Source organism: Pseudonocardia sp. NPDC049635, assembly GCF_040659795.1.
In the GTDB taxonomy this organism is placed as follows: domain Bacteria; phylum Actinomycetota; class Actinomycetes; order Mycobacteriales; family Pseudonocardiaceae; genus Pseudonocardia.
On sequence record NZ_JBFAON010000006.1, the window covers coordinates 152,192 to 165,332 of the forward strand.

General features: G+C 74.8%; 12 protein-coding genes. 4 read left to right on the forward strand and 8 right to left on the reverse strand.

All coding sequences use genetic code 11. From position 1 onward, the window contains the following. Window positions 1-9: 9 nt before the first annotated feature. The 6 genes from AB0J24_RS10320 to lpdA form a co-directional block, all read right to left on the reverse strand. A complete protein-coding gene (locus tag AB0J24_RS10320) occupies window positions 10-501 on the reverse strand; it encodes a helix-turn-helix domain-containing protein (RefSeq protein WP_358678494.1) in 492 nt (163 codons plus the stop codon). Between the two features lie 36 nt (window positions 502-537). Further along, window positions 538-1,260 carry a lipoyl(octanoyl) transferase LipB gene (gene lipB / locus AB0J24_RS10325; protein WP_358678496.1) on the reverse strand — a complete coding sequence of 241 codons (723 nt, stop codon included), beginning with the start codon at window positions 1,258-1,260 and terminating at the stop codon, window positions 538-540. A gap of 10 nt (window positions 1,261-1,270) precedes the next feature. Further along, a complete protein-coding gene (locus AB0J24_RS10330) occupies window positions 1,271-2,542 on the reverse strand; it encodes an FAD-dependent oxidoreductase (protein WP_358678499.1) in 1,272 nt (423 codons plus the stop codon). Beyond that, complete coding sequence (locus AB0J24_RS10335) at window positions 2,539-3,429, reverse strand: TIGR01777 family oxidoreductase (RefSeq protein WP_358678502.1); 891 nt, start codon at window positions 3,427-3,429, stop codon at window positions 2,539-2,541. The genes AB0J24_RS10330 and AB0J24_RS10335 overlap by 4 nt, the downstream gene beginning before the upstream one ends. Before the next feature lie 146 nt (window positions 3,430-3,575). Next, window positions 3,576-5,360 carry a 2-oxoglutarate dehydrogenase, E2 component, dihydrolipoamide succinyltransferase gene (gene sucB, locus AB0J24_RS10340; RefSeq protein WP_358678505.1) on the reverse strand — a complete coding sequence of 595 codons (1,785 nt, stop codon included), beginning with the start codon at window positions 5,358-5,360 and terminating at the stop codon, window positions 3,576-3,578. A gap of 55 nt (window positions 5,361-5,415) precedes the next feature. After that, complete coding sequence (gene lpdA / locus AB0J24_RS10345; RefSeq protein ID WP_358678508.1) at window positions 5,416-6,810, reverse strand: dihydrolipoyl dehydrogenase; 1,395 nt, start codon at window positions 6,808-6,810, stop codon at window positions 5,416-5,418. 210 nt (window positions 6,811-7,020) lie between these two features. Between lpdA and AB0J24_RS10350 the strand changes: the two genes are divergently transcribed. Beyond that, window positions 7,021-7,392, forward strand: coding sequence for an oxidoreductase (locus AB0J24_RS10350; RefSeq protein ID WP_358678511.1), 372 nt, complete (start codon window positions 7,021-7,023; stop codon window positions 7,390-7,392). 5 nt (window positions 7,393-7,397) lie between these two features. Here the strand turns inward: AB0J24_RS10350 and AB0J24_RS10355 are convergent, their stop codons facing one another. Further along, entirely contained in the window at window positions 7,398-8,240 is an 843-nt protein-coding gene (locus tag AB0J24_RS10355) for an SDR family NAD(P)-dependent oxidoreductase (protein WP_358678514.1), read from the reverse strand. Between the two features lie 113 nt (window positions 8,241-8,353). Here AB0J24_RS10355 and AB0J24_RS10360 point away from each other — a divergent pair, with 113 nt between their 5' ends. Next, window positions 8,354-8,911 carry a Uma2 family endonuclease gene (locus AB0J24_RS10360; RefSeq protein WP_358678517.1) on the forward strand — a complete coding sequence of 186 codons (558 nt, stop codon included), beginning with the start codon at window positions 8,354-8,356 and terminating at the stop codon, window positions 8,909-8,911. A gap of 16 nt (window positions 8,912-8,927) precedes the next feature. Here the strand turns inward: AB0J24_RS10360 and AB0J24_RS10365 are convergent, their stop codons facing one another. After that, entirely contained in the window at window positions 8,928-10,460 is a 1,533-nt protein-coding gene (locus AB0J24_RS10365; protein WP_358678520.1) for a leucyl aminopeptidase, read from the reverse strand. Window positions 10,461-10,630: 170 nt separating this feature from the next. On the opposite strand from AB0J24_RS10365, the gene AB0J24_RS10370 reads away from it, so the two are divergent. Together AB0J24_RS10370 and gcvT are read left to right on the forward strand one after the other, a co-directional pair. Beyond that, window positions 10,631-11,992: a hypothetical protein gene (locus AB0J24_RS10370; RefSeq protein WP_358678523.1), complete on the forward strand. Its 1,362-nt coding sequence runs from the start codon at window positions 10,631-10,633 to the stop codon at window positions 11,990-11,992. An 18-nt stretch (window positions 11,993-12,010) separates the two neighbouring features. Beyond that, on the forward strand, window positions 12,011-13,126 hold the full coding sequence (gene gcvT, locus AB0J24_RS10375) for a glycine cleavage system aminomethyltransferase GcvT (protein ID WP_358678526.1): 1,116 nt from the start codon (window positions 12,011-12,013) through the stop codon (window positions 13,124-13,126). The last annotated feature ends 15 nt before the right edge of the window (window positions 13,127-13,141 follow it).

Below are 13,141 nucleotides of genomic sequence, written 5' to 3' on the forward strand. Positions count from 1 at the left end.
CGGGGTCGGTCAGGCCCCGCGGAGCTGGCCCGCGACGTCCGCCGCGGCGGTGAGCAGGACCACCGCGGGGACGACGGCCCTCGGTGCGATCCGGTAGCTGCCGCGGCCGTCCTGCTCGACCAGTCCGGCGTGGGTCAGCGCCTTCAGGTGGTGGTAGAGCTGGCCGGTCGAGGCCAGCTCGGCGACCTCGGTCAGTTCGGTGGTGCCGCGCGGGCCGTGCAGCAGGCCGCGCACGATCCGGACCCGCACCGGATGCCCGAGCGCGGCGAGCACCGCGGTGCGCGGCTCGTCGTCGAGGGCGAGCGCGGCGCCGGCGTCGTACTCGATGCGCCAGCCGACCTCACCGTGCAGGGTGATCTCGCCGGAGTAGCGCACGGTGCCCGCACCGGTTCCGGCCGGCTCCTGCGGAGCTTCCGGCCCCGTTGCTCCGGCGAGCCGCCGCTCCAGCACGGCGACCCGCCGTTCCAGGTCGGCGAGGCGGTCGACGCTCACTCCGTTCATGGCCTCATGTTACGGAACTACGGAAGAGCGAGGGGGTCATCCCAGCCCGCTCATCAGGTCGACCATCCGGGCGACCGGGTGCTCGGCGACCGGCAGCCGCCCGTCGAGCGCGTCCAGCACGGCGGTGGTCACGGCGTCGGTGACGTCGTCGACGGTGACCTCGCGGCCGAGCTCGGCACTCAGCGTGGTGACCCCGGCGTCGGCGATGCCGCACGGCACGATCCGGCCGAAGTCACCGAGGTCGGCGTCGCAGTTGACGGCGAAGCCGTGCTGGGTGATCCCGCCCTGGATGCGGACCCCGATGGCGGCGACCTTCCGCTCGGGACGCATCCCCTCCGCGGGCAGCCACACCCCGGAGCGGCCCTCCACCCGGCCGGCCTTCGTCAGACCGAGGTCGTGGCAGACCCGGATCAGAGCCTCCTCCAGCCGCCGGACGTAGTCGACGACGTCCATCGGCTCGCTCAGCGCGACGATCGGGTAGCCGACCAGCTGCCCCGGGCCGTGCCAGGTGATCCGGCCGCCCCGGTCGACGTCGATCACCGGGGTACCGTCCTGCGGGCGGTCCTCGGGCCGGGTGCGGCGCCCCGCCGTGTAGACCGGCGGGTGCTCGAGCAGCATCAGCACGTCCGGGCCGCCGTCCTTGCGGGCGGCGGCGTGCGCCCGCTGGGTGTCCCAGGCGGCGAGGTACTCCACCCGGCCCAGCCGGTCCACGCGGACGTCGTCGGTTCCTGCACGGCAGCTCTGATCGGGGGCGGGCATGGCGGCGAGATTACTCCGCGGCCCGTCCGCTGCGCAGGCGTGCCAGCACCGCCCGGGCGGCGCGGCGACCGCTGACCAGCGCCCCCTGGGTGGAGGGGGTGTCCCGGTGGTCACCCGCGACGAACAGGTTGCGGCCCAGGTCGACGTCGCGGCGCAACGGCCGCCCGGCCTCCAGCAACGGCAGCGCCTCGTCGATCTGCGCGGTGTGCAGGTGCATCCAGTCGCCGGTCGGCACGCCCCAGATGCGGGCCAGCTCGCGGCGCACGGCGGGCTCGTCGACCCCGGTGCGGCCCGGGGTCCCCACGATCGACGACGCGACCAGCGGCCGGCCGTCGGCCGAGTAACCGGGTGCGGCGGCCGTCAGGACCACGCTGTTGACGACCGGGCCACCGGTGCCGTCGAGGTGCAGCAGCGGCACCGACGACGGCGGCCGCGGGGGCACGTGGAAGAACGTGGTCAGGGAGTTCATCCGGGGCTCGGCGATACCGGGCAGCAGGGCTGCGGCCGTCCTCGGGTCGGCGGCGACCAGCACCGCACGAGCGCTCAGCGTGCCCTGGTCGGTGTCCGCCCTCGGCGCGTCCCCGCCGTGCACGGCGTGCACCCGGGTACGCAACGAGACGGCTCCGGCGGGCAGCGCCGCCGCCAGCCGCCGGGGGAGCGCCTCGATCCCGTCGTCGGGTACGACGACCGTGCCGAGCGCGAAGCTGCGCCACACCAGCCGGACGAACGCCGCGGAGCTCTCCAGCGCGGTCTCGGCCAGCACCCCGGACAGGAACGGGCGCAGGAACCGGTCGGTGACCGCACCGCCGATCCCGGCGGCGTCCAGATCCTCGGCGGCGCTGCGGTCGAGGATCGTCGCGGTGCGCGCCGGGGGCGAGCCCAGCACCCACCCCGTCCAGGCCACCAGCTTCGCCTTGTCCAGCGGGCCGAACAGGTCGTCGGTGACGGTCGCAGGCAGGGACGCCGGGCGGCGCAGCGGGTTGACGAACCGGTGCAGCGCACCGTCACCGGCCCGGACCGCGGCGCCCGGCTCGAAGGCACGCGCGGCGAGCGAGTCGAGACCGTGCGGTGCGAGCGCCGCGCGCAGCGCCGGGTACGAGGAGTTGAGCACCTGGAAACCGCGGTCGCAGCGGAACCCGTCGATCACGTCGGTGGCCATCCGGCCGCCGACCCGGTCGGACGCCTCCAGCACCTGCACCGCGAGCCCGGCCCGGTGCAGGACGGCGGCCGCCCGCAGCCCGGCGAGACCGGCCCCGACGACCAGGACGTCCGGCACGCTCACGTACCGACCGCGGCGGACAGTGCGTCGGAGACCGTGTGGTGGCGGAACCGGAACCCGGCGTCGAGCAGCGCCTTGGGTACCGCCCGCTGCCCGCTGAGCAGCGTCTCCCGGCCCAGCTCACCCAGGACGGCGGAGACCACCGGGGCCGGTACGGCGAACGGCGTGGGCCGCCCGACCGCCGCGCCCAGCTCGCGGGTGAACTCGGCGTTGGTGACCGGCACCGGGCCGGTGACGTTGACCGGTCCGGCCAGCGACCCGCTCTCGACCGCGAACTGCAGCGCGGAGACCTCGTCGTCGAGCGACACCCAGGGCATGTACTGGGTGCCCTTCCCGATCCGGCCGCCGAGGAAGCCGCGGAACAGCGGCCGCAGCATCGACAACAGCCCGCCCGACGGCGAGAGCACCAGGCCGGTACGGACCAGCACCACCCGGGCGCCCGCGTCCACGGCCGGGGCGGTGGCGGCCTCCCAGTCCCGGCAGACGTCGGCGAGGAACCCGCTGCCCGACGGCGCGGACTCGTCGGTGACGTGGTCGCCGGTGTCGCCGTAGTACCCGACCGCCGAGCCGCTGATGAAGGCCGGGACACCGTGCCGGGCCACCGCGGTGGCGAGCACCTCGGTGGGCACGTTGCGGGAGTCCCGGATCAGCTGCTTGCGGGCCCCGCTCCACGGCCGGTCCGCGAGCCCGGCGCCGTTGAGGTTCACGACGGCGTCGACGCCCGCCAGGGCGCCGTCCTCGATGGTGCCCGCCGGGGGGTCCCAGCCCCGCTCGTCGGGGGCGGCCGGGCTGCGCCGCACCAGGCGCAGCACGTCGTGCCCGGCGCCCCGCAGGTGGGCGACCAGGGCGGTTCCGATCAGGCCGGACGAACCGGCGACGACGACTCGCACGGCCGCGATCCTTCCGGGTTCCGCTCCGGCGCGCGACCCGACGGGCGGCGACGGTGATCACCGGTTCCCCCGGCCGTGGGACGAGGACGGCCCGCCCCGGGGGAACCGGGGCGGGCCGTGACCGTCGTCGTGACCGGCGGGTGGGCCTACAGGCCGAGCTCGGCCTCGAAGGCGCCCTCCTCCAGGCGGGCCCGGACCGCCGACAGGAAGCGGCCGGCGTCCGCACCGTCGACCAGCCGGTGGTCGTAGGTCAGCGGCAGGTAGCAGACCGAGCGGACGGCGATCACGTCGTCGCCCTCGGGGCCGGTGACGACCTTGGGCTCCTTGGAGATGGCGCCGGTGCCGAGGATGCCGACCTGCGGCTGGTTCAGGATCGGGGTGTCGAACAGCGCCCCCGCGGACCCGATGTTGGTGATCGTGAACGTGCCGCCGGACAGCTCGTCCGGGCCGATCTTCGCGGCCCGGGTGCGGGCGGCGACGTCGGCGATCTTCTTGGCGATCCCGGCCAGCGACAGGTCGTCGGCGTCCTTGATCACCGGGACGAGCAGGCCGCGGGGGGTGTCCACGGCGATCCCGAGGTGCACCGAGCCGTGGTAGGTGACCTGCTTGTTGTCCTCGGAGATCGAGGCGTTGACCGCCGGGAACGCCTTGAGCGCCTCGATGGTCGCCTTGGCGATGAAGGCCAGGTAGGTGAGGTTGGCGCCTTCGCGGCGGGTGAACTCCTCCTTGACCTTGTTGCGCAGCTTGACGATGCGGGTGAGGTCGACCTGCTGCACGGTGGTCAGCTGGGCGGACACCGCGAGCGACTCGTTCATCCGCTGGGCGATCACCTGGCGCAGGCGCGGCAGCTTCACCGTGGTGCCCGGCTGCGGGCCGTCCTCGGAGCGGGTGGGGACGGTCTGCGGCTGCTTCGGCGCACCGCCGGACGCAGCCGGCTGTCCGGAGTCCGCAGCGGGCGCCGGAGCCGACTTCTGCTCGGCGGCGGCCAGCACGTCCTGCTTGCGGATGCGACCGCCCACCCCGGACCCGGTGACCGAGGCGAGGTCGACACCGTGCTCCTGGGCGAGCTTGCGGACCAGCGGGGTGACGTAGGGCTTGTCGCCCGACCCGTCGGACGACGACGCTGCGGGGCCCTGCGTGTCGGTGGAGCCCTTCGGCTCGGCCAGCTGCTCGCGGGGGGCCTCGGCCTTGGGCTGCTCGGCCTTCGGTTCGGGGGCCTCCTGCTTCGGGGCCTCCTTCTTCGGCTCCGGGGCGGGGGCCTCCTGCTCGGGGGTCTTCTGCTCGGGAGCCTTCTCGGCGGGCGCCGCCGAACCGTCGCCCACCAGGGCGAGCTGGGCGCCGACCTCGACCGTCTCGTCCTCACCGACGGTGTGCTCCAGCACGGTGCCGGCCACCGGCGACGGGATCTCGGTGTCGACCTTGTCGGTGGACACCTCGAGCAGCGGCTCGTCGACCTCCACCGAGTCGCCGACCTGCTTGAGCCAGCGGGTCACGGTGCCCTCGGTGACCGACTCACCCAGCTCGGGCATGGTCACCGGGGTGCCGGAGCCGCCCGCGGAGCCACCGGAGTTCCCGGAGGACGACTGCGGAGCCTGCTCCTGGGCGGGCTCGGGCTCGGGCTGCTCGGACTGTTCGGGCTCGGACTCCTCGGCGGCCTGGTCGGAACCGGCGGAGCCACCCCCGTCGGACTCGTCGGCGTCGCCGATCACGGCGAGCTCGCCGCCGACCTCGACGGTCTCGTCCTCACCGGCGATGATGCGCTTGAGCACACCGGCCGCGGGCGACGGGATCTCGGTGTCGACCTTGTCGGTGGAGACCTCGAGCAACGGCTCGTCGACCTCGACGGAGTCGCCCTCGGACTTGAGCCAGCGGGTGACGGTGCCCTCGGTGACACTCTCGCCCAGAGCGGGCATCTCTACGGTGACGGCCATGTCGGCTGGAGCTCCTCTTGTTCCGCGTGGATGTTCGGGTCTGGGGCGACCGGGATCAGCCGTGGGTGTGTAGCGGTTTCCCGGCCAGCGCGAGGTGGGCTTCTCCGAGGGCCTCGCTCTGCGTGGGGTGTGCGTGGATCAGTGCGGCGACATCCGCGGGGACGGCCTCCCAGTTGTAGATCAGCTGGGCCTCCCCGACGAGCTCGCCGACCCGCGAACCGACCATGTGGACGCCCACCACCGGTCCGTCCGATCCGGACGGCCCGGCCTGGACGAGCTTGATCGCCCCGGACGTCTGCAGGATCTGCGATCTGCCGTTGCCCGCAAGATCGTAGGTGAGTGTGTGCACCTCGGGATAGCGCTCGCGGGCGGCGTCCTCGGTCAGCCCGACCGAGGCGATCTCCGGGTCGCAGTAGGTCACCCGCGGGATCCGGTCGTCGGACGGCGGGACGGGGGAGAGCCCGGCCACCTCCTCGGCCACGAAGATGCCGTGGGCGAACCCGCGGTGCGCGAGCTGCAGACCGGGGGTGACGTCACCGACGGCGTACACGCCGTCCAGGCCGGTGCGCAGCCGTTCGTCGACGGTGACGTGGCCCTCGACCATCGGCACACCGGCCTCGGCGAAGCCGTGACCGGTGGTGTTGGGGCCACGGCCGACGGCCACGAGCAGCAGGTCGGCCTCGATCTCCTCGCCGTTCTCCAGCGAGACGGTGACGGTGTCGCCGGACCGGGTGGCGCCGCTGAACCGCACACCGGTCCGGGTGGTGATCTTCCGGCGGCGGAACGCCCGGCTCAGCTGGGTGGAGCAGAACTCGTCCTCGGCCGGGACGAGCCGGGGGAGTGCCTCGACGATCGTGACCTCGGCGCCGAAGGAGCGCCACGCGCTGGCGAACTCGACCCCGATGACACCGCCGCCGAGCACGACCACCCGTTCGGGGACCCGGTCCAGGGCGAGGGCGCCGTCGGAGGTGACGATCCGGTCGTCCAGCTCCAGGCCGGGCAGCGAGCGGGCGTAGGAGCCGGTCGCGAGCACCACGTGCCGCCCCCGGTACCGCCGGTCCCCGACCCGCACCACGCCGGGGCCCTCGAGGGTCCCGGCGCCGTCGACCACGGTGATCCCGCGGGAGGCGACCAGGCTCTGCAGGCCCTTGTGGAGGCGCCCGACGACACCGTCCTTGTAGGAGTGGACGCCGGCCATGTCGATCCCGTCGAAGGTCGACCGGACACCCACCTTCGCCCCGTCACGGGCGCTGTCGGCCACCTCCGCGGCGTGCAGCAGCGCCTTGGTCGGGATGCAGCCGCGGTGCAGGCAGGTCCCGCCGATCTTGTCCTTCTCGACCAGGACGACCGAGAGTCCCAGCTCGGCAGCGCGCAGTGCGCAGGCGTACCCGCCGGAGCCGCCGCCCAGGATCACCAGGTCGGTCGTACTCGCCGAGCCCGTCTCGGACACCGATCAGCTCCCTCCCGGTCACGTGCGGCGGGGGCCTCCACCGCCGTGACACCGCAGTGCGGCGCCCATCTTGTCACTACCCGCGAGGTGCGCCAGTGCGGGTGCCGGGAGCAGATCATGCTCCTCGCGCGTTGTACCTACCGATCACGTGTGTCCGTTTCGCCCGTCGGCGGTGCGGATGTCGTACGAGCCGACGAGAAGGTGACGCCCATGGGCCTGCTGGACAGGTTCCGTTCCCGCCGGTCCGCGGGTGCCGGCAAGGCTCCGGACGCGGAATCCTACCTGCGGGAATGGACGAGTGCGCGGATCGGGGTGGAGGCGTTCGTCGAGCCGCGGACGACAGTGACCGAGACGACGGTGGTGTTCGTCGCACACGACGGCGAATGGACCCGGCGACGGGTCGGGAACCCGAAGCGGGCCACGAAACTGGCCCGCTCGATGCAGATCCCGATCTACGACGTCCTGCTGGTCGGGTACCCGAAGCGGATGCGCGACCACGACGCGCGCGAGCGGGCGCTGCGGAAGAAGGTCCGGCAGGAGGAGATGCTGCGCCAGCTGCGGGAGAAGGACCGCGACCGGTAGCAGCGCTACTGCCGCAGCGAGCGTGCCTTCCGGGCGCCGATCGCGCGCATCGCAGGCTCCAGGCGCAGTACGGGCCCGGGGGTCAGCGCGGTCAGCCGCAGCACGGCACCGCGCCAGGCCGGGATCGTCCGGTAGACCCGGCGCGTGCCGAACATCCCGACCAGCCCCCGCGCCGCCTGTTCGGTGGTGACCAGCGTCCCGGACCGGACCAGTGCCTGGGCCTGCCCGCCGGGCTTCATCCCGCGCAGCAGTGCGGTGTCGACACCGTCCGGGCAGATCGCGTGCACCCCGATCCCCTCCCGGCGGACCTCGGAGGCGAGCCCGGAGACCACCGACAGCGCACCCGCCTTGGACGCCGCGTACACCGACAGCCCCGGGACCGGCCCGAGCGCGGAGAGCGACACCGTCACCCCGATCTCACCGCCGTGCGCGACTCCGGCGGCGGCCTGCTCCCGGAACGCCGCGACGGCGGCCCGCGCGCCCCACACCGGGCCGAGCAGGTTGACCTCGACCAGCGCTCGGACGTGCGCCTCGGACAGCTCGGTGAGCGTGCCGTCGAAGCCGACGCCCGCGTTGGCGACCCAGGCGCCGAGCGGGGCGAGCTCGCGGGCGCGGTCGGCGACGGTGCTCGCACCGGCGGGATCGGTCACGTCGTGCCCGGCACCGTCCGCCGCCCCGATCCGCTCGGCGGTCGCCCGCGCGGCCTGCGCGTCGAGATCGGTGACGAGCACCCGGTAGCCGCGGTCCACCAGCTCGGCGGCGATCGCCTCGCCGATGCCGCGGGCGGCGCCGGTGACCACGGCGGAACGGGGGGCGTGCGCGGGGATCTCGTGCCGGCGTCGTCGCATGGCCGGGGAGTATGCCCTACCGGCGGGTAACCGGGCCGGGTGATACGTCCGTCCCGGCATCGCGGACCGGCGGAACTGTCGGCCCCCCCTGTCAGGGCGCCACCATGACGACCATGCCCGCCCCCGCCGTCCCGGCCCGCCCGGTCGAGGTCGACGAATTCCTCACGGGCGACTTCCCGGTCGGCTCGGAGCTCGTCGACGGGGTGGTCCACGTGAACGATCCGGCGTTCCTGCACCAGGAAGTGGTGTCGCGCCTGTTGCAGGCGCTGGCCGCCTGGACCCGGACCGAGCCCGGCCACGGCCGGGTCGGGTTCGGCGGGAACTGGGTGCTCGCCGGGCGCAACGTCTACAAGCCCGACGTGTGGTGGGCCGCCGCACCCCCGCGCGGCACCCGGCACGCCGGCCCGCCGGAGCTCGCCGTCGAGGTCCGTTCCCCCGGCACCTGGGCGCTCGACGTGGGCCCGAAGCTGCGCCGCTACGAGGCCGCGGGCACCGCCGAGCTGTGGCTGGTCGACCCGCCGGCCTGGACCGTGCTCGTCTTCCGGCGCGACGGCGGCCCCGGGACCGCCGGGTTCGGCACCGCGCTGGAGGTCGCGGGCGGCGATCTCACCAGCCCGCTGCTCCCCGGTTTCACGCTGTCGGTCACCGGTCTCTTCGAAGGTGTCGAGTGACCCGGGAGGCCGGCCCTCAGCCGTTCGCCGCGACGTCCTCCAGGAAGGCGATCAGGGTACGCACCGGCACCCCGGTGCCGCCCTTGGTGGTGTAGCCGCGCGGGCCGCCGGTGTTGTAGGCCGGGCCCGCGACGTCGATGTGCGCCCACGGCACGCCGTCCGGCACGAACTCCTTCAGGAACAGCCCGGCCAGCAGCATCCCGGCGAACCGCTGCCCGCTGACGTTGGCGATGTCGGCGACCCGGGAGTCGAGGTCGGAGCGCAGGTACTCGGGCAGCGGCATCGCCCAGCCGTCCTCGCCGGTGGCGACGGCGTGCCCGGCCACCCGGTCCCGCAGCTCGTCCGACCCCATGATCCCGGCGGTGCGCAGCCCCAGTGCGACCTGCTGGGCCCCGGTCAGCGTCGAGGTCTCCACCAGGTAGTCGGGGGCGTCCTCACCCGCCCGGACGAGCGCGTCGGCGAGGATCAGCCGCCCCTCGGCGTCGGTGTTGAGCACCTCGACGGTCCGCCCCCCGTACATCGTGAGCACGTCACCGGGCTTGTACGCGGTGGCCGACGGCATGTTCTCCGCCATCGGCACGGTCGCGGTCACCGCGACCGGGAGTTCCAGCTTCGCGGCGAGGACCACGGTGGCGATCACGGCCGCAGCCCCGCCCATGTCCGAGGTCATGTCGGCCATCCCGGCGTTCGGCTTGAGCGAGATACCACCGGTGTCGAACGTGATGCCCTTGCCGACGAGCGCGACCTTCCGGGTGGGTGCAGCGCCGCCGTGCCAGGTCAGCCGGACCAGTCGTGGCGGGTTCGACGAACCCTTCCCGACCCCGATGATCCCGCCGTAACCGTTGTCCCGCAGCTGCTGGTCGTCGAGCACCTCGGTGACGAGACCGGCCCGCTCGCCCAGCGCCACCGCGCGGCTCGCGAACGTCTCCGGGACCAGCACGTTCGGGGCGGTGTTCACCAGGTCGCGCGCGGTCGCGACGGCCTCGGCGACCAGCGTCGCGTGGCGGACCTGTTCGGCGGTGACACCGGTGAACGTCCAGGAGGCCACCGGCGCCGACCCGGCGTCGGTGCTGGAGCGGTGCAGGTCGAACCGGTAACCGCCGAGCAGCGCCCCGGCCACGGCGGCCTCGGCCGCACCCTCACCGGCGGCGCCGAGGGTGCTCACCGCCGCGGGCGTCCCGGCCAGCGCCCGGGCCGCCGCACCGGCCGCCCGGCGGACCCGGTCGGCCGCGGCGGCGTCGCCACCGGGCTCGCCGAGACCGACGGCCACCAGCCGCGGGGCGGGCACCGCCCCGCGGGTCGGCAGCGAGACGACCTGCTCGACCTTGCCGGTCGCGCCGACGACCCGGAGCAGCTCGGCGAGCTCACCGCCGAACGCGGCGTCCACGTCGGCGGCACCGGCGGCGAGCACCGGCGCGGCCCCGCTGCTCTCCTCGCCGTCGGCGGCCACCGCCGGGTGCAGGCCGATCACCAGCGCCCCGGCCTCGACGGTGGACGGGGACGCGCTCGTCGCGGCGGTGTCCGGAATGGTCGTTTCGGCGGTCGGCACGGGGGAGCTCCTCGGTCGTGGACGGATGGATCGGTGTCGGACGGGTGGCCCGGCGCACCGCTCGTGGCGTGCGCCGGCCGGGCGGGGAGCGGGGCGGTGAGACCGGACCGAGATGGTAATGACACCCCCGCGGCGCCACGCGGCACAGGGTCGGGTGGGAAGGTGATCGGGTGCCCCGCCCCCCGTACCGGATGCCGACCGCGACCGCGGTCGTCGTCGCGCTCGCGGCGATGTTCGGCACCGGTCTGTACGCGGCGCTGGCCCCGGCTGCGGCGTCGGCGGGGCCCTGGTTCCCGCTCGGCGTGCTCCTCGCGGCGCTGGTCGCGCTCGGCGTGGTCGCCTCGACCGCGCACCTGGCGACGGCCCGCCCGGCCGGCCCGGAGCTCGTCCGCGGTGATCTGCCGGCCTCCGCGGTGCGGCTCGGGGCGGTGGCGCGGCTGGTCTCCCGGGTCGCGGCGGCCGCGGCCGCCGCCGGTGTGTTCGGGGCCTACGTGCTGCCCACCCAGCCGTTGCCGGTCGCGGTGGTCGCGGTGCTCGCCGTCATCGCGGTGAACGCCGCCGGGGTCCGTGTCTCCCCGGCGGCGTCCGGTGGCCTGGTCGTGGGGACGGTGCTGGTGCTGGTTCTGGTGGCCGGGGTCGGACTGACGACCGACGCCCCGGAGGGGGCCGGGCCCTCATCCGCGATGCCCGCCGCGGAGCTCGCGGTCGGCGCCGTCGCGGACGGGGCCGGTACGCCGGACGATCCGGTCGCCGGCACGTTGCAGGCCGCGGTCGAGCCCGGGCCGCTCGGTGTGCTGACCGCCGCCGCGTTCGCGTTCTTCGTGTTCACCGGCCTGGCCCGGGTGGCCGAGCTCGGGGGCAGCCTGCGCGACCCGATGCGTGCGATCCGCCGCGCACCCACGATCGCCGTGCTGATCACCACCGGCCTGCTGCTGGTGCTCTCGACGGCGCTGCTGCACGGCCTCGGCGTCGAGCGGCTCGCGGCCTCACCGACCCCGCTCGCCTCACTGATGGACACCGGCGGCAGTCCGGCGCTCGGTGTGCTGGTCCGGATCGCGGCCGCCGCGGGGACCGCTGCCGCGCTGCTCGGGGCGCTGTCCCGGGCTGCGGCCGGAGCCTCCCGGCTGGCCCTGGAGGGCGAGCTGCCCGCCGTCCTGGGCCGGGGCGGGGCACGCGGAACACCGTGGGTGGCCGATCTGGTTCTGGGCGGTCTGACCCTGCTGGTCGCGCTGGCCGTCGGGCCGATCACCGCGATCGCGATCGCGGTCGGGGCATGCCTGGTGCACCACGCCCTGCTGCACGTCGCCGTGCTCCGGTTGCCCGGCCGCCCGGCGGCGGTGGCGTTCGTGGCGGGCGCCGGCGGCACCGGGTGTCTGGTGCTGATCGCGGTGCTCCCGCTGTGGCCGCTGCTGGTGACGGCGGCCGCCCTCGCGGCGGGTTGGGTGCTGTGCGCGGTGTCCGCGCGGTCGGCCGCGACCCCCGGCGGGGAGCAGGTGGCGGGTCCGGCCGATCCCGAGGAACGCGCCGCCTGAGGCACTAGGGTCCCCGGCGTGACCGACGATCTTCTGCCCAGCCCGCTGCACGACCGGCACGTCGCCCTCGCCGCCACCCTCGGCGGGTTCGGTGGCTGGTCGATGCCGATCTCCTACCCGGGTGGCACCGTCGCCGAGCACACGTCGGTGCGGGAGAGTGCCGGGTTGTTCGACGTGAGCCACCTCGGCACCGTCGCGATCTCTGGGCCGGGGGCCGCCGCGCACGTGAACACCTGCCTCAGCAACGACCTGGGCCGGATCGGCCCGGGGCGGGCGCAGTACACGCTGGCCTGCAACGAGTCCGGCGGGGTGATCGACGACATGATCATCTACCTGGCCGCAGACGACGACCTGCTGCTCGTCCCGAACGCCGCGAACTCCACCCGGATCGTCCGGATGCTGCAGGACGGCGCGCCCGAGGGGGTCACCGTCATCGACCGGCATCGCGAACTCGCGGTGCTCGCCGTGCAGGGACCGCGTTCGGCGGAGGCGCTCACGGCCGCCCTGGGTGCGGCGGGCGCGGCGGTCACCGACCTGGACTACATGTCGTTCACCGACATCGAGGGCGGTGCGGTGCGGGTGTGCCGGACCGGTTACACCGGCGAGCACGGGTACGAACTGGTCCTCGACGCCGAGGCCGCCCCCGCGCTCTGGGACGCCCTGCTGGACGCCGTCCGCACGGTGGGTGGCGGCCCCTGCGGCCTGGCCGCCCGCGACACCCTGCGCACCGAGATGGGTTACCCGCTGCACGGCCACGAGCTGTCCGAGGAGATCAGCCCGGTACAGGCCGGGAGTGCGTGGGCGGTCGGCTGGGACAAGCCGTCGTTCTGGGGCCGGGACGCCCTGGTCGCGGAACGGGAGGCGGGCCCGGCACGCCGGCTGCGCGCGTTGCGGGCGACCGGCCGCGGCGTGCCCCGGGCCGGGATGACGGTGCGCGACGCCGCGGCCGGGAGCGCGGTCGGGACGGTCACCTCGGGCACCTTCTCGCCCACCCTGAGGACCGGGATCGCGCTCGCACTGATCGACACCGAGGCGGCGGTCTCGCCCGGCGACGCGCTGGTGATCGACGTCCGCGGCCGGGCACTGCCGGTCGAGGTCGTGAAGCCGCCACTGGTGCCCTCGCGGGTGCGCTGACGACGGTGTGACCGG

What these genes read in the sequence shown, in the direction of transcription:
- AB0J24_RS10320 (WP_358678494.1), bottom strand. Translation starts at nt 501, where the DNA reads ATGAACGGAGTGAGCGTCGACCGCCTCGCCGACCTGGAACGGCGGGTC.
- AB0J24_RS10355 (WP_358678514.1), bottom strand. Translation starts at nt 8,240, where the DNA reads ATGCGACGACGCCGGCACGAGATCCCCGCGCACGCCCCCCGTTCCGCC.
- AB0J24_RS10360 (WP_358678517.1), top strand. Translation starts at nt 8,354, where the DNA reads ATGCCCGCCCCCGCCGTCCCGGCCCGCCCGGTCGAGGTCGACGAATTC.
- lipB (WP_358678496.1), bottom strand. Translation starts at nt 1,260, where the DNA reads ATGCCCGCCCCCGATCAGAGCTGCCGTGCAGGAACCGACGACGTCCGC.
- AB0J24_RS10350 (WP_358678511.1), top strand. Translation starts at nt 7,021, where the DNA reads ATGGGCCTGCTGGACAGGTTCCGTTCCCGCCGGTCCGCGGGTGCCGGC.
- sucB (WP_358678505.1), bottom strand. Translation starts at nt 5,360, where the DNA reads ATGGCCGTCACCGTAGAGATGCCCGCTCTGGGCGAGAGTGTCACCGAG.